Annotated in this window: 12 protein-coding genes; 1 reads left to right on the forward strand and 11 read right to left on the reverse strand. The window is 72.1% G+C overall.

All coding sequences use genetic code 11. From position 1 onward, the window contains the following. Window positions 1–175 precede the first annotated feature (175 nt). The 9 genes from ACZ4UX_RS28985 to ACZ4UX_RS29025 form a co-directional block, all read right to left on the reverse strand. The gene (locus ACZ4UX_RS28985) at window positions 176–1,699 is read right to left on the reverse strand and encodes a CoA-acylating methylmalonate-semialdehyde dehydrogenase (protein WP_329489800.1); all 1,524 of its coding nucleotides are present in this window, start codon (window positions 1,697–1,699) and stop codon (window positions 176–178) included. 210 nt (window positions 1,700–1,909) lie between these two features. Beyond that, window positions 1,910–2,851 (reverse strand): hypothetical protein, encoded by a 942-nt coding sequence (locus ACZ4UX_RS28990; protein WP_465708824.1) that lies wholly within the window; start codon window positions 2,849–2,851, stop codon window positions 1,910–1,912. An 81-nt stretch (window positions 2,852–2,932) separates the two neighbouring features. Then, window positions 2,933–3,364, reverse strand: coding sequence for a hypothetical protein (locus tag ACZ4UX_RS28995; RefSeq protein ID WP_352291685.1), 432 nt, complete (start codon window positions 3,362–3,364; stop codon window positions 2,933–2,935). Between the two features lie 270 nt (window positions 3,365–3,634). Next, window positions 3,635–5,029, reverse strand: coding sequence for an NAD(P)/FAD-dependent oxidoreductase (locus ACZ4UX_RS29000; RefSeq protein WP_329489797.1), 1,395 nt, complete (start codon window positions 5,027–5,029; stop codon window positions 3,635–3,637). Window positions 5,030–5,109: 80 nt separating this feature from the next. Then, on the reverse strand, window positions 5,110–5,913 hold the full coding sequence (locus ACZ4UX_RS29005; RefSeq protein ID WP_329489796.1) for an ABC transporter permease: 804 nt from the start codon (window positions 5,911–5,913) through the stop codon (window positions 5,110–5,112). After that, window positions 5,913–6,857: an ABC transporter permease gene (locus tag ACZ4UX_RS29010; protein WP_352291681.1), complete on the reverse strand. Its 945-nt coding sequence runs from the start codon at window positions 6,855–6,857 to the stop codon at window positions 5,913–5,915. Before ACZ4UX_RS29010 ends, ACZ4UX_RS29005 begins: the two co-directional genes overlap by 1 nt. Beyond that, window positions 6,854–7,996 carry an ABC transporter ATP-binding protein gene (locus ACZ4UX_RS29015; RefSeq protein ID WP_465708825.1) on the reverse strand — a complete coding sequence of 381 codons (1,143 nt, stop codon included), beginning with the start codon at window positions 7,994–7,996 and terminating at the stop codon, window positions 6,854–6,856. Before ACZ4UX_RS29015 ends, ACZ4UX_RS29010 begins: the two co-directional genes overlap by 4 nt. Before the next feature lie 35 nt (window positions 7,997–8,031). Further along, the gene (locus ACZ4UX_RS29020; protein ID WP_465708826.1) at window positions 8,032–9,285 is read right to left on the reverse strand and encodes a polyamine ABC transporter substrate-binding protein; all 1,254 of its coding nucleotides are present in this window, start codon (window positions 9,283–9,285) and stop codon (window positions 8,032–8,034) included. A gap of 62 nt (window positions 9,286–9,347) precedes the next feature. Continuing rightward, window positions 9,348–10,862: a gamma-aminobutyraldehyde dehydrogenase gene (locus tag ACZ4UX_RS29025; RefSeq protein ID WP_465708827.1), complete on the reverse strand. Its 1,515-nt coding sequence runs from the start codon at window positions 10,860–10,862 to the stop codon at window positions 9,348–9,350. 423 nt (window positions 10,863–11,285) lie between these two features. Between ACZ4UX_RS29025 and ACZ4UX_RS29030 the strand changes: the two genes are divergently transcribed. Further along, a complete protein-coding gene (locus ACZ4UX_RS29030) occupies window positions 11,286–12,938 on the forward strand; it encodes a PucR family transcriptional regulator (RefSeq protein ID WP_329489791.1) in 1,653 nt (550 codons plus the stop codon). A 29-nt stretch (window positions 12,939–12,967) separates the two neighbouring features. On the opposite strand, the gene ACZ4UX_RS29035 is transcribed toward ACZ4UX_RS29030, so the two are convergent. After that, window positions 12,968–14,137, reverse strand: coding sequence for a polyamine ABC transporter substrate-binding protein (locus ACZ4UX_RS29035; protein ID WP_465708828.1), 1,170 nt, complete (start codon window positions 14,135–14,137; stop codon window positions 12,968–12,970). Between the two features lie 156 nt (window positions 14,138–14,293). After that, window positions 14,294–15,652: an aminotransferase class III-fold pyridoxal phosphate-dependent enzyme gene (locus tag ACZ4UX_RS29040; RefSeq protein ID WP_465708829.1), complete on the reverse strand. Its 1,359-nt coding sequence runs from the start codon at window positions 15,650–15,652 to the stop codon at window positions 14,294–14,296. Window positions 15,653–15,722 lie beyond the last annotated feature (70 nt).

Genomic DNA, 15,722 nt, shown 5'->3' on the forward strand with positions numbered 1-15,722 from the left:
CGGGAAGTGATGTTTCAAGGGATTGGCCGCTCCGGGACCGTCCGCGTAGACACGTGTCCGGTGCTCCCAGCCGAGCGACTAGAGAACACTACGCCGCCGGGCCGGGCGATGCAAACAGCCGCCGGCCGGACCCCGGGGAGAGGGGGCCGGCCGGCGGCGGCAGTGCGGCGGGGGCTCAGCTGTTAGTCGGGAACCCGAGGTTGATGCCGCCGTGCGAGGGGTCCAGCCAGCGCTGGGTGACGGCCTTGCCGCGGGTGAAGAACTGCACGCCGTCCGGGCCGTACGCGTGGGCGTCGCCGAAGAGCGAGGACTTCCAGCCGCCGAAGGAGTAGTAGGCGACCGGCACCGGGATCGGCACGTTGATGCCGACCATGCCGACCTCCACCTCGTACTGGAAGCGCCGGGCCGCACCGCCGTCGTTGGTGAAGATGGCGGTGCCGTTGCCGTAGGGGTTGGCGTTGATGAGCGCCACGCCCTCCTCGTAGGAGGAGACCCGCACGACCGACAGCACCGGGCCGAAGATCTCGTCGTTGTAGACGGACATGCCGGGCTTGACGTGGTCGAACAGGGTGGGGCCGAGCCAGAAGCCGTCCGAGGTCGGCGCGCCGTTGCGGTCCTCGGCGGTGATCGGGTGCTTGCGGCCGTCGACCGCGAGCTCGGCGCCGTCGGCGACACCGGACTCGACGTAGGAGGTGACCTTGTCCCGGTGCTGGCCGGTGACCAGCGGGCCCATCTCGGAGTCGCCGTTGCAGCCCGGGCCGACCTTCAGGTTGGCGATCCGCTGCTTGATCTTGTCGACCAGCTCATCGCCGATCGGGTCGACGGCGACCAGCACCGAGATGGCCATGCAGCGCTCGCCGGCCGCGCCGAAACCGGCGTTGATGGCCGCGTCGGCGCTGAGGTCCAGATCGGCGTCCGGCAGGACGAGCATGTGGTTCTTGGCGCCGCCGAGCGCCTGCACGCGCTTGCCGTAGCGGGTGCCGGTCTCGTAGACGTAGCGGGCGATCGGGGTGGAGCCGACGAAGCTGACCGACTTGATGTCGGGGTGCTCCAGCAGACGGTCGACGGAGACCTTGTCACCGTGCACGACGTTGAACACACCGTCCGGCAGCCCGGCCTCCTTCCACAGCTCGGCCAGGAAGTTGGCGGCGGACGGGTCCTTCTCGGACGGCTTCAGGACGACGGTGTTGCCGGCCGCGATCGCGATCGGGAAGAACCACATCGGCACCATCGCCGGGAAGTTGAACGGCGAGATGACGGCCACCGGGCCGAGCGGCTGGCGGATCGAGTAGACGTCGATGCCGGTGGACGCCTGCTCGGTGAAGCCGCCCTTGACGAGCTGCGGGATGCCGCAGGCGTACTCGACGACCTCCAGGCCGCGGGCGATCTCGCCGAGCGCGTCGGAGTGCACCTTGCCGTGCTCGGCGACGATGATCGCGGCCAGCTCGTCCCGGCGGGCGTTGAGCAGCTCGCGGAAGTTGAAGAGCACCGTGGTGCGCTTGGCGATCGAGGCGTTGCGCCACTCGACGAAGGCCGAGGCGGCGGCGGCCACCGCCTGGTCGACCTCGTCGATCCCGGCGAAGTCGACGTGACCCGAGACCTGGCCGGTGGCCGGGTCGAAGAGGTCACCGCGGCGGGGTGCGGCGCCGGCAGTGGCGACCGGCCGGCCACCGATCCAGTGAATGATGTGCTTGCTCATGGTCCGTCTGCCTCCGAAGTCCCGGGCGGCGTCCTGCCGCCGGTCCCTTGTGTGGCGCCGCCCGCGAGAGGGCCGGGCGACGGGATCACGGGGCTACCGCGCTCATCACCCAGTCTGCTGGCCGTCACCGCCCGCCTCAACGAACAGGCTGACGGGGATCCGGGATTCAGCCTTACAGGTCGTCGGCCGTATCGGCCGGACGGGCGAAGCTCAGGCCCCACCGGACCCCGTCGCCCCGTCCGCCTCCTCCCGGGCACCGGCCGACCGCGCGCCCGCCGCGTCCTCGACCGGTGCCGCCTCGCCGGTGTCCTCCACGAGCTCCCGGTCCTCCCGGTCCTCCCGGTCCCCCAGGGCCTCGACGTCGTCCTCGACCTCCCGGTCCTCCAGGGCCTCGACGTCCTCCAGGTACGGATCGTGCAATCCGTCCGCGGTCTCCTGGGTCTCCAGCAGGTCGAGGCGGAGGTCCTGCGACCACGCCAGCGCCCACCGCTTCAACCCGGCCACCGCGCCGGCCGCCGCTCCCCGGGCCCGGAACCGGCCGTCGGCGGCGTCGGCCAGCGTCTCCAGCCGGTCGGCGAGGACGGCGGGCTGGAAGTCCGCGTCCAGCGCGGTGGCCAGTGCGAGCAACTCCCCCTCCCGGTACCAGGCGGTCAGGGCGTGCACGTCGAGCAGGTCCCGGGGCAGGCCCCGGTCGGCGAGCAGCGCGGTGGCGAGTCCGGCCGCGTCCTCCAGGGCGACGACGGTCATCGTCAGCGGGGGCTCGCCGGCCGCCGGTGCGCCGAGGTCGAGGCGGACCGGGCGGTGGCCCAGTGGCTCCTTGCGCAGCTCCACCGTGTGCGACCGCCCGCCGAGCGTCAGCCGGACGGACAGCTGTTCCAGGCGCGGGGTGCCCGGGCGCTCGGCCACCCCGCCGCCCGCCGCCCGGTAGGCGGCGGCCAGCTCGGCGGCGGCCTGTGGCAGATCGGTGCCGCCGTCGGCCACCAGGGTCAGCCCGTCCTGGGCGCAGGCCGGCACCCCGTGGGCGCGCAGCGCGTGCCCGCCGGCGAGCGCGAGCCCGAGCCGGTCGCAGACGGGCCGGGCCGGCTCGGCGAGCCGCAACTGCGCCCGACCGGGGCGGAGGAAGGGGTCGACGGCGTCCGGGGCGGTGGTCATCCTTCCAGTCTGGCGCGGCCGCCCGGGCCGTGCGTCGGGCCGCGTCCGGTCGGCCGCCCCGGCTCCGGCGCCGCGGCGGCGTCACCAGTCGCTGAGCCGGGCGGCGGCCTCGTGCAGGGCGAGTTCCAGCACGACCGGGTCGTTGAGCCGTCCGGAGCCGTCGGGCGGGACGAGCCAGCGCACGCCGCGGCTCTGCCGTTCGGGGTGCGGTACGACGATCCAGGTGCCTTCGCCGGCGCACCGGACGCCCGTCCCGACCCAGCGCGCGGCCGTGCCGACGGGGACGAGGAAGCCGACGCTCTCGCCTGCGGAGTCGCCGAGGACCGGCCCGCAGGAGCGGGAGTCGAGGATGTCGATGACGGGACGGCCGAGCCGGCCGGGTACCGACAGTACGTCCCAGCGCCGGCCGGCCGGCAGCAGCATCAGGCCCAGCCCGCTGCGTTCCCACTGTTCCCGGAAGGCGTCCGGGTCCGGTGCCGCCTGGGCGAGCCAGTGCAGTCCGGTGCTCTCCATGTCCTGTCCCCGTTTCTCAGCGCGCTGCTGATCGTGGCGCGGCGGGAAACCGAGACCCGCCGTCACCAACGAGAGGCGGACGGCGGGTCTCTCTTACACGGATAGCGCGATCACCTCGCCGAACGGATGGATCGGCTCGAATCGGCTCGGCTCGGATCAGCTCGGATCGGCTCGGATCGGCTCGGATCGGCTCGGCTCGGATCGGCGGATTCTCCGCGCCGATCACCGGATCAGCCGGTGATCGGAGCGGAAGGCCGTCGGGACGGCCGCTCAGCTGTCGAAGCCCAGCCCCATCCGGTCGAGGGTGCGCAGCCAGAGGTTGCGGTGCCCACCGGTCCGGTCGGCGCGCTCCAGCGAGCGGGTGGTGAGCTCGATGCCGGCCCAGCGCACCGGCTCGGGCGGGAACGGCAGCGGCTTGGAGCGGACCATCTCCAGCGAGGTGCGCTCGGTGCGCTCCCCGGCCAGCAGGTCGAGCATCACCTCGGCGCCGAACCGGGTGGCGCCCACCCCCAGCCCGGTGTACCCGGCGGCGTAGGCGACCCGGCCGCGGTGGGCGGTGTCGAAGAACGCCGAGAACCGGCTGCAGGTGTCGATCGCGCCGCCCCAGGCGTGGGTGAAGCGCAGCCCCTCCAGCTGCGGGAAGCAGCGGAAGAAGTTGTGCGCCAGCGTGCGGAAGGTCTCCGGCCGCTGGTCGTACTCGTGCCGGACGTGTCCGCCGTAGTGGTAGACGGCGTCGTAGCCGCCCCAGAGGATGCGGTTGTCGGCGGAGAGCCGGAAGTAGTGGAACTTGTTGGCGCTGTCGCCGAGCCCCTGCCGCCCCTTCCAGCCGATCGCGGCGAGCTGCTCGGCGCTGAGCGGCTCGGTCATCAGCGCGTAGTCGTACACCGGGACGACGAACGGGCGGACCCGCTTGACCAGCGACGGGAAGACGTTGGTGCCGAGCGCGACCCGGCGGGCGAAGACCCGTCCGTACGGGGTGCGGACGGCCATGCCGCCGCCGTGTTCCCTGAGGTCCGTCGCCCGGGTGTGCTCGAAGATCCGCACGCCCTGGGAGAGGCAGGCGTCCTTGAGGCCCCAGGCGAGTTTGGCGGGGTGGACCATCGCCACGCCCTCCTTGTCCCAGAGCCCGCCGAGGAAGGTCGGCGAGTCGACCTCGGCCCGCAGCTCGTCGCGGTCGAGCACGGTGATGTCGAGTCCGTACTCGGCGACCGCCTCGGCGACCTCCTGCAGCTCGGCGAGCTGGTGGGGCTGGGTGGCGACGTCGATCTCGCCGGTGCGCTCCCACTCGGCGTCGATCCCGTAGCGCGCGATGGTCGCCTCGATGCCGTCCAGGTTGGCCGCGCCGAGGCGTTCGAGCTGGGCGAGTTCGGCGGGCCAGCGCTGCAGCCCGTTGCCGAAACCGTGGGTCAGGCTGGCCGCGCAGAATCCGCCGTTGCGCCCGGACGCGGCCCACCCCACCTCGTTGCCCTCGACCAGGACGACGTCCAGGGAAGGGTCGCGCTCCTTGGCGACGAGGGCGGTCCAGAGGCCGGAGTATCCGCCGCCGACGACCAGCAGGTCGCAGGTGGTGTCGCCGACGAGGGCGGGCAGCGCAGCCGGCCGGCCCGGGTCCTCCAGCCAGAAGGGGGTGGGCCTGGCGTCACTGAGCGCGCGGGCGGAGTCCATGCATTATCAGCCACTTTCTGCACATCGATGATGGTTGTCGGCCGCTCCCGACGCTACGTCGGGGGCGCCGGCGGTGCCGGTCAGGCGGTGGCCTTCCGGCGGTTCCCGAGCCACTGGCCGGCGACGGTCAGCACCACCGCGGCGATGAACATCGCGGTGCCGATGACGTTCACCTGCACCGGGATGCCGCGCTGCGAGGCGCCCCAGACGAACATCGGGAAGGTGACCGTGGTCGGGCCCGAGTTGAACTGGGTGATGATGAAGTCGTCGAAGGAGAGCGCGAAGCTGAGCAGCGCACCGGCGGCGATGCCGGGGGCGACCAGCGGCAGGGTGACCCGCAGGAAGGTCTGGGTCGGGGTCGCGTAGAGGTCCTGGGCTGCCTGTTCGAGCCTCGGGTCCATGCTCATCACCCGCGCCTTGACCGCCGTCACCACGAAGCTCAGGCAGAACATGATGTGCGCGATGAGGATCGTGGTGAAGCCGAACGGGATCCGCATGTTGAGGAAGAGCGTGCCGAGCGAGGCGGCCATCACCACCTCGGGCATGGCCATCGGCAGGAAGATCATCGCGGTGGTGGCGGAGCGGCCGCGGAAGCGGTAACGGGCCAGCGCGAAGGCGACCATGGTGCCGAGCACGGTGGCGCCGACGGTCGCGAGCACCGCGACCTCCAGGCTCAGCGACAGCGACTGGCACATGTCGGCCACACCGCAGGGATCGGTCCAGGCGTCGGTGGAGAACTCGGACCACTCGTAGTTGAACTTGCCGACCGGCTTGTTGAACGAGAAGGCCAGGACCACCAGGTTGGGCAGCACCAGGTAGGCCAGGGCCAGCAGGCCGGCCAGCACCACCAGGTGGGCCCGGATCCACTTGATCACTCGGGACATCAGACCAGTTCCTCCGTCCCGGCCTTGCGCATGTAGACCGTCACCATCCCCAGGATCAGGGCCATCAGGATGAAGCTCAGCGCTGCCGCGGTGGGGTAGTCGAGCACGTTGAGGAACTGCTTCTGGATGCCGTTGCCGACCATCTGCTCGCTCGGCGAGCCCAGCAGCTGGGCGTTGATGTAGTCGCCGGAGGCCGGGATGAAGGTGAGCAGCGTGCCCGCGACCACACCGGGCAGCGAGATCGGGAAGGTCACCTTGCGGAAGGTCGTGAACGGGCGGGCGTACAGGTCCCCGGCCGCCTCGTGCAGGCGCGGGTCGATCCGCTCCAGCGAGGTGTACAGCGGCAGGATCATGAACGGGAGGAAGTTGTAGGTCAGGCCGCACACCACCGCGAGCGGCGTGGCCAGCACCCGGTCGCCGGAGGTGAGGCCGACGGCGCTGGTCAGGTCCAGGACGTGCAGCGCGTTGAGCGCGCCGACCACCGGGCCGCCGTCCGAGAGGATCGTCTTCCAGGCCAGCGTGCGGATCAGGAAGCTGGTGAAGAACGGCGCGATCACCAGGATCAGGATGACGTTGCGCCAGCGCTTGCTCGCCTTGAAGGCGATCGTGTAGGCGAGCGGGTAGCCGATGGCCAGGCAGAACAGCGTGGCGGTGGCCGCGTAGCCGAACGAGCGGACGAAGTGCCAGCGGTACTCGACCAGGGCGTCCCAGTAGGTGGCGACGTGCCAGGTGACCTTGAAGCCGCTCTCCAGCGAGCCGGTCTGCAGCGAGGTGGAGGCCTGGTAGACCATCGGCACCGCGAAGAACACGACCAGCCAGGCTATGCCCGGCAGCAGCAGCCAGTACGGGGTGAGCTTTCGCCTGGGCCGCGCGGCCGGTCCGGGCAGCGGGCCGCCGTCGGGGGGTACGGCCTGCGGCGGCGCCACGGCGGTGGTGGTGGTCATGCCGCCTCCTCCCCGGTGCCCGCGTCGATCGCCTGGGCGGCGTCCAGGGCGAAGGAGTGCGCCGGGTTCCAGTGCAGGACGACCGGCGCACCGGGGACGATCCGGGTGTCGCGCTCCATGTTCTGCTCGAAGACGGTCACCTCCTGGCCGCCGTCGGTGCGCACCAGGTACTGGGTGGAGACGCCGATGAAGCTGGAGTCGACCACGGTGCCGCCCAGCCGGTTGCGGCCGTCGGCGACCTCGGCGGAGGAGTGCTCGATGGTGATCTTCTCCGGCCGGACGCCGAGGTGGACCTTCGTCGCGTCGGCGGCGCACCGGGCCTTCGGCACGGAGAGCCGGGCGCCGGCGGCGCTGAGCAGGAGGTCGCCGCCCTGCTGCCCGGTCACGTCGGCGGGCAGCAGGTTGGACTGGCCGAGGAAGTTGGCCACGAAGGTGGTGGCGGGGTTCTCGTAGAGCTCGGCGGGGGCGCCGAGCTGCTCGACCCGGCCGCCGTTCATCACCGCGATGGTGTCGGCCATCGTCATGGCCTCCTCCTGGTCGTGGGTGACGTGGACGAAGGTGATGCCGACCTCGGTCTGGATCCGCTTGAGCTCCAGCTGCATCTGGCGGCGGAGCTTGAGGTCGAGGGCGCCGAGCGGTTCGTCGAGGAGGAGCACCTGGGGGTGGTTGATCAGGGCGCGGGCGACGGCGACGCGCTGCTGCTGGCCGCCGGAGAGCTGGTGCGGCTTGCGGCGGGCGTACTGGCCGAGCTCCACCAGCTCCAGCATGTCGTCGACCTGCTTCTTGACGTCCTTCTTGCCGCGCCGGCGCAGGCCGAAGGCGACGTTCTCGAAGATGTCGAGGTGCGGGAAGAGCGCGTAGCTCTGGAAGACGGTGTTCACCGGGCGCTTGTACGGGGGCAGGGCGGTGACGTCCTGGCCGCCGATCAGGACGGTGCCGCTGGTGGGCTCCTCCAGCCCGGCGATCATGCGCAGGGTGGTGGTCTTGCCGCAGCCGGAGGCGCCGAGCAGGGCGAAGAAGGAGCCCTGCGGGACGGTCAGGTCGAGCGGGTGGACGGCGGTGAAGGCGCCGTAGGTCTTGCCGATGCCGGTGAGGCGGACGTCGCCACCGGTGGCCGCGGAGCGCAGCTGCTCTGTCATGGGTGGTGTCTCTCTGGTTCTCTGCCGTCAGGGGGTCAGGCGCCGATGAGCTTGGAGAACTTCTCCTCGAAGGAGCTCTCCTCGGCCTCGGTCAGGCTGCGGAACACGTGCGCCTTCGCCGCCATCTCGGGGGTGGGGACGACCAGCGGGTTGGCCGCGGTGTCCGGGGCGATGGCCGCGAGCTCCTTCTCCATCCCGGTGACGGCGGAGACGTAGCCGATGCCCGCGGCCAGCTGCGCCGCGATCTTGGGCTGATAGTAGAAGTCGATCAGCTTCTCGGCGTTGGCCTTGTGCCGGGCCTTGGCCGGGACGAGCATGTTGTCGGTCCCGTAGACGAAGCCCTGCTCCGGGACGACGAACTCGATGTCCGGGTTGTCGGCGCGGAGTTGGATCAGGTCGCCGCCCCAGGCGACGCAGGCCGCGATGTCCCCGGAGGAGAGCTCCTGGCCGTAGTCGTTGCCGGTGAAGCGGCGGATCTGCTTGCTGTCCACCGCCTTCTGCAGCCGGGCGATCGCCGCGTCGTAGTCGTCGGCGGTGAACTTCGCCGGGTCCTTGCCCATGTCCAGCAGGGTCATCCCGACGCTGTCGCGCATCTCGGAGAGGAAGGTGACCCGGCCCTTGAGGTCCTGGTCCTCCAGCAGTTGGGCGACGCTGGTGACCTCCTTGCCCCTGGTCGCCTTCCGGTTGTACGCGATCACGACCTGGATGCCGGCCCACGGGTAGGAGTAGAGCCGGCCCGGGTCCCAGTCGGGGGCGCGGAAGCGGGCGTCCACGTTGGTGATCGCGGTGGTGACGTTGGCCGGGGTGAGCTTCTGCGCCCAGCCGAGCCGGATCAGCCGGGCGGCCATCCAGTCGGTGAGCACCATCAGGTCGCGGCCGGTGTCCTGGCCGGCCGCGAGCTGTGGCTTGACCTTGCCGAAGAACTCGACGTTGTCGTTGATGTCCTCGGCGTACTTGACCCTGATCCCGGTGGCCGCGGTGAAGGCCTCCAGCGAGCCGTGCTTCTCCTGGTCGTTCTCGTCGGTGTCGATGTAGAGCGGCCAGTTGGAGAAGCTCACCTCCCGCTCGCCCTCCGACAGGTCGGGGGCGGCGTTCGCGGTGGAGTCCCCGGTGCCGGCGGTGCCCGCCGCCGGGATGCCGCAGGCGGCCAGCGTGCCCGCACCGGCGGTGAGGGCGGCGGCGCGCAGCAGGGCCCGCCTGCCGACGGCGGCCCGGCCACTGGTCAGACTGCGTTCCCAGGCCCTGCGGACCGGTTCGGGCAGACCGTCGGTGAGCTCGTTGAACACCATGGAACGGGCCTCCTGGGGGGAGAGGTCGGGTCGGGGCGGTGGGGGAACGCCCCTGGGAGGGGTTATCTGTCTCCGAAGACGGTGCGGTGCCAGTCCTTGCGGGCCACCGCCGTGGTGTCGAACATGACGTGCTTGACCTGCGTGTACTCGTCCAGCGAGTACTGCGACATGTCCTTGCCGTAACCGGAGGACTTGTAGCCGCCGTGCGGCATCTCGCTGATGATCGGGATGTGGTCGTTGACCCAGACGCAGCCCGCCGCGATCTCCCGGGTGGCGCGCAGCGAACGGTGCACGTTGCTCGTCCAGGCCGAGGCGGCCAGGCCGTACGGGGTGTCGTTGGCCAGCCGCAGGCCCTCGTCGTCGCCGTCGAAGGGCAGCACGACCAGGACCGGGCCGAAGATCTCGCCCTGGACGATCTCGCTGTCCTGCGCCGCGTCGGTGACGAGAGTCGGCAGGTAGTAGGCGCCGCGGGTGAGGTCGGTGCCGTCGTGGCCCTTCTCGGGAGCGTGTCCGCCGGTGACGACGGTGGCGCCGTACCCGCGGGCCCGCTCGACGAAGCCGGCCACCCGGTCGCGGTGGGTGTGGGAGACCAGCGGGCCGAGGTCGGTCCGCGGGTCCAGCGGGTCGCCGAGCCGGATCGTGCGGTAGAGGTCGGCGACGTCCGCCACGAAGGCGTCGTAGAGCGGGCGCTGCACGTACGCGCGGGTGGCGGCGGTGCAGTCCTGACCGCTGTTGATCAGCGAGGCGGCGACCGCTCCGTGCACGGCGGCGTCCAGGTCGGCGTCGTCGAAGACCACGAACGGGGCCTTGCCGCCCAGCTCCAGGTGGGTGCGCTTGACGGTCGCGGTGGCGAGTTCGGCGACCCGTCGGCCGACCGGGGTGGAGCCGGTGAAGGAGACCATCGCGACGTCCGGGTGCGCGACCAGGCGCTCGCCGGCGGTGCGCCCGGCGCCGGTGACCACGTTGACCACGCCGTCCGGGATGCCGGCCGCGGTGCAGGCCCGGGCGAACATCACCGAGGTCAGCGGGGTCAGCTCGGCCGGCTTGAGGACGATGGTGTTGCCCGCCGCGATGGCCGGGAGGATCTTCCAGGCGGCCATCTGGAGCGGGTAGTTCCACGGCGAGATCGAGCCGACCACGCCGATCGGCTCGCGCCGCACGTACGAGGTGTGGTCCCCCGAGTACTCGCCGGCCGCCTTGCCCTCCAGGTTGCGGGCGGCGCCCGCGAAGAAGGCGGCGTTGTCGATCGTGCCGGGGACGTCGAACTCGGTGGAGAGCTTGACCGGCTTGCCGGTCTGCGCGGACTCCACCCGGGCGAGGTCGGCGCCGGCCTCGGTGAGCACGGCGGCGAGCCTGGTCAGCGCCTCCGAGCGGGCGCCCGGGGTGGCGCCGGCCCACTCGGGCAGCGCGGCCCGGGCGGCGGCCACGGCGGCGTCGACCTGCTCGGTGGAGGCGAGGGAGATCTGCTCGACCACGCTGCCGTCCGCCGGGTTGACGACCTGGAAGGGCTCGCCGCTCCCCCGGCTCTGCCGGCCGGCGATGTACTGCGCGCCCGCGCCGAAGTCGGTCAGGTCCATCTGTTCCTCCAAGTGCCGGTGGTTCGACTGCCCGCAAGGCGAAAGACCGCCTGATCCGCCATGGTGCAGGGGCCGGCGGGCAGGGGACCGCACCGGCGTCGTACGACTGGTCGAGTCGCCGCGTCCTCGGTGCGGGGGGAAACCGGCCCGGTCGGTCACCGGGATGCGCGATCCTGACAGCCGGGCGTGACCCCGGCAAGGGATTCCGGTGTTGCTTTCCGGTCACGCGACGGATTCCCGCGGTTGTGTCGTCTTTCGCCACAGCCGACCCGCTGACCATGCCCTTTGCCGCCGGGGCGTGACAAGGGTCACCCCGGAAAGCTAGCCGCGCAGGGCCTTACAGGGTGCAAGGGTTCCGGCAGGGCGACAGTTCGTCGCCGCGCGCGATGATTCACCTGACACTCTGAACCCTGGAGGCCCGCGATGCTCCCCACCGTCGCCCGTGTGCTCGACCTGGAGGTGATGCGGCGCGGCCTCCCCCAGGTCGTCGCCGGCACCGACCACCTGGAGCGCCCGGTCCGCTGGGTCCACGTCAGCGAACTGCCCGACGTCGCCGGGGTGCTCCAGGGCGGCGAGCTGGTGCTGACCACCGGCATCGCGCTGCCCGAGGACCGCGAGGGACTGGCCCGGTACGTGCGCGAGCTGGACGAGGTCGGCGTGGCCGGCCTGGTCATCGAGTTCGGCCGGCGCTACTTCGACTCGCTGCCCCGCGCCCTGGTGCACGCCGCCGAGCAGCGCGGTCTCCCGCTGATCGCGCTCCGCCGCGAGCTGCGCTTCGTCGCCGTCACCGAGGCCGTGCACGCGCTGGTGGTGAACGCCCAGCTGGAGCAGCTGCGCACCTCGGAGGCGGTCCACCAGGTCTTCAACGAGCTGGTGGTGGAGGGCGCCGAACCGGCCGAGGTGGTCCGCCAGGTGGCCCGGATGGCGGGCGGGCCGGTGGTGCTGGAGAACCTCGCCCACCAGGTGCTGGCGCACGACACCGCAGGCCGGCCCGAGACCGAGCTGCTGGAGGACTGGGAACGCCGCTCGCGCGGGGTCCGCCCGCCCGGCCGCACCGGCCACGACCCGCGCAGCGGCTGGCTGGTCACCACGGTCGGCGCCCGCGGCCAGGACTGGGGCCGGCTCGTCCTGGTCGCCGACCCGGGGCCGCTGCCCGAGGGCACCGCGCACCCGCACACCATGCTGCTGGAGCGCGGCGCCTCCGCGCTCGCCCTCAACCGGCTGGTGGTGCGCGACCGCGAGAGCCTGGAGCGGCAGACCCACCGCACGCTGCTCTCCGGCATCCTCACCCATGCCCTGACCGTCTCCGAGGTGGCGCTGCGCGCCCAGGCCCTCGGCGTGCCGCTGGAGGGCCGCCGGCTGGTCGGGGTGGTCCTGCGGCAGCGGCGCGGACCGATCCCGGCCGCCCTGGAGGCCCAGGCCAGGCTGCGCGACTTCACCGAGCTGGCGGCCACCGCGATCCGGAGCTGCCGGCTCTCCGCACTCGTCGGCGCGCTGGACGACGAGGGCGTCGGCGTGCTGATCGCCCTCGCCGCCCAGCAGGACGAGCACGCCGCGCTGGACGCCTTCGCCGCGGCGCTGCGCCGGCTGACGGCGGAGGCCGACCGGGAGGCCGCCCCCGCGCCGGCGCCGGTGGTCGCCGCCGGCTCCTCGGTCGGCTCGGTGCGCGACGCCCGGCGCACCCTGCTGGAGGCCACTCAGGTCGCCGACGCCGCACTGCACGACGCCCCCGGCGGCCGGGCGGCCGCGTACTACCGGCTGCCCGACGTCCGGCTCCGCGGCCTGCTGCACCTGCTGCGCGACGACGCCCGGCTGCAGACCTACGTCGAGCGCGAGCTGGGCCCGCTGCTCGCCTACGACGCCGAGCACAACGCCCAGTTGGTGCAGATGCTGCGGATCTACCTGGAGCAGGGCCGGAACAAGTCGGCGGCGGCCGACGCCGCGCACCTGTCCCGGCCGTCCTTCTACGACCGGCTGCACAAGGTCGAACGGATCCTCGGCGTGGACCTCGACCAGGTGGAGTCCTGCCTCTCGCTGCACGTCGCGCTGCTCGGGCTGGACGCGGTGCGCCGCTGAGCCGCGGCCCCCTCGGCGGCCCCGTGCGGCTAGACCCCGGTGATGCGACCCCAGACCTTGTGCAGGCCGGGGCGCTCGGCCGAGGTGACGTCGCGCATGGTGTGCAGCCGGGCCCGCATCTCGTCGGTCGGGAACAGCAGCGGGTGCTCCGCCAGCTCGGCCTTCTCCTTGTCCCCGCTGTCCGCCAGCACCTCGCGGGCGGCCGGCACCGGGCAGATGTACTGCACGGCGGCGGCCAGCTCGGCGGCCACCTCGGGTCGGTAGTAGTGGTCGATGAGCAACTCGGCGTTGGTCTTGTGGTCGGCCCGGTTGGGTATCAGCAGGCTCTCCGCCCAGAGCTCGCCGCCCTCCTCGGGCACCACGAAGGCGATGTCCGGGTTCTCGGCGGTGAGCTGGACGGCGTCACCGGAGTAGGCCTGGCAGGCCAGCGCGGCCCCCGAGGCCAGGTCGCTGGTGTAGTCGTTGCCCGTGAAGCGGCGGATGTGCCGGCCGTCGACCATCTTCTGGACCAGGTCCATCGCCCGGTGCGCGTCGTCCTCGGTGAAGGCCCCGATGTCGGCGCCGTACCCGAGCATCAGTAGGCCGAGCGCCTCGTCCAGCCCGGCGAACAGGGTGACCCGGCCCTTGAGGTCGGGGGCCCAGAGGTCCGCGGTGGACCTGATGTCGCGGCCCAGCTCCTTGCGGTTGTAGGCGATGCCGGTGATCCCGGACTGCCACGGCACGCTGCGCCGGCGCCCGGGGTCGAAGGCCGGGTTCGCCAGCTGGGGATCCAGCTGGGCGGTGACGTTGGGCAGGTTGGCGCGGTCCATGGCCTGCACCCAGCCGAGCGAGACGTACCGCCCGGCCATCCAGTCGCTGACCACCATGAGGTCCCGGCCGGGGTCGCTGCCCTGGGTGAGGACCGGGCCGATCTTCCCGAAGAACTCGTCGTTGTCGTTGATGTCCTCGGTGTAGGTGACCTTGATCCCGGTCCGCTCGGTGAAGGCGTCCAGGGTCGGCCGGTTGCCGTCGTCGTCGACGTCGATGTACTGCGTCCAGTTGGAGAACGCCAGCCGCTTCTCGCTCCCCGAGCGGTCGGGCGCGGAGCGGTGGTCCTCGGCCACGTAGGCGGACGGGATGCCGCAGCCGGTCAGGGCGCCGGCGCCGATCAGCCCGGCGGTGCCGAGCACGCCGCGGCGGGTGAGGGTGGTGCGGGACAAGGTGGGCCTCCGGGGCGTGGGACGGCCCCGGGCGCACGCGGGCACCCGGGGCCGTCCTGTCGGGTCTGGTACGTCGTCGGGCCACGTGCACGCCGGACTGTGTGCTGGTCGGACTACCTACTGGTCGGACTGCCTGCTGGTCGGACGGTCCGCCGGTCAGACGGTGTGCTCGTCGGTCAGCGACAGCACCTCGTCGAGCACCGCGAGACCGGCCTTGGCCTCCTCCTCCGTGACGGTGCACGGCGGGACGACGTGGAAGCGGTTCATGTTGACGAACGGCCAGAGCCCGCGCTTCTTGCAGGCGGCGGCCAGCTCGGCCATCGGCGCGTTGGCGGGGCCGGCCGCGTTGTACGGCACCAGCGGCTCGCGGGTGGCGCGGTCCTTGACCAGGTCCAGCGCCCAGAACACGCCGAGGCCGCGGACCTCGCCGATCGAGGGGTGCCGCTCGGCCAGCTCGCGCAGACCGGGGCCGATCACGTCCTCGCCGATCCGCGCGGCGTTCTCGACGATGCCCTCCTCCGCCATCGTGTTGATGGTGGCGACGGCCGAGGCGCAGGCCAGCGGGTGACCCGAGTAGGTGAGCCCGCCGGGGAACGGCCGCTCGGCGAAGGTCGCGGCGATCTCCGCGCTGATCGCCACCCCGCCGAGCGGGACGTACCCGGAGTTGACGCCCTTGGCGAAGGTCAGCAGGTCCGGGGTGACGCCCCAGTGGTCGGCGGCGAACCAGGCGCCGGTGCGGCCGAAGCCGGCCATCACCTCGTCCAGGATGAGGACGATGCCGTAGCGGTCGCAGATCTCGCGCACCCCGGCCAGGTAGCCCGGCGGCGGGATCAGGATGCCGGCGGTGCCGACCACGGTCTCCAGGATGATCGCCGCGACCGTGCCCGGGCCCTCGAACGCGATCACCTGCTCCAGGTGCTCCAGCGCGCGCTCGCACTCCTGCGCCTCGTTCTCGGCGTGGAAGTTGGAGCGGTAGGTGTACGGGCCCCAGAAGTGCACGACACCGGAGACGCCGGTCTCGTTGGCCCAGCGGCGCGGGTCGCCGGTGAGGGCGATCGCGTTGGCGGTGGCACCGTGGTACGAGCGGTAGGTCGCCATGACCTTCTGCCGCCCGGTGTGCAGCCGGGCCAGCCGGATGGCGTTCTCGTTGGCCTCGGCGCCGCCGTTGGTAAAGAAGATCTTGTCGAGGTCCCCGGGGGTCCGCTCGGCGATCAGCCGGGCGGCCTCGCTGCGCGACTCGACGGCGAAGCCGGGGGCGATGGTGCAGAGCTTCGCGGCCTGCTCCTGGATCGCGGCGACCACCTTCGGGTGCTGGTGCCCGATGTTGGTGTTCACCAGCTGCGAGGAGAAGTCGAGGTAGCGGTTGCCGTCGTAGTCCCAGAAGTACGAGCCCTCGGCGCCGGCCACCGCGAGGGGGTCGATCAGCGCCTGGGCGGACCACGAGTGGAAGACGTGCGCGCGGTCGGCGGCCTTGACGGCCTGGCCGGCGGCTGAGTCAGCGGTGGGGATGCTCATGCGGCAAGGCTAGGGAGTCGCGGTGCCGAAGTGCAGGTTCATCCTGTCAGGCGGTCACCCGAACGGCCGA

It is taken from the genome of Kitasatospora sp. NPDC028961, from assembly GCF_055564815.1.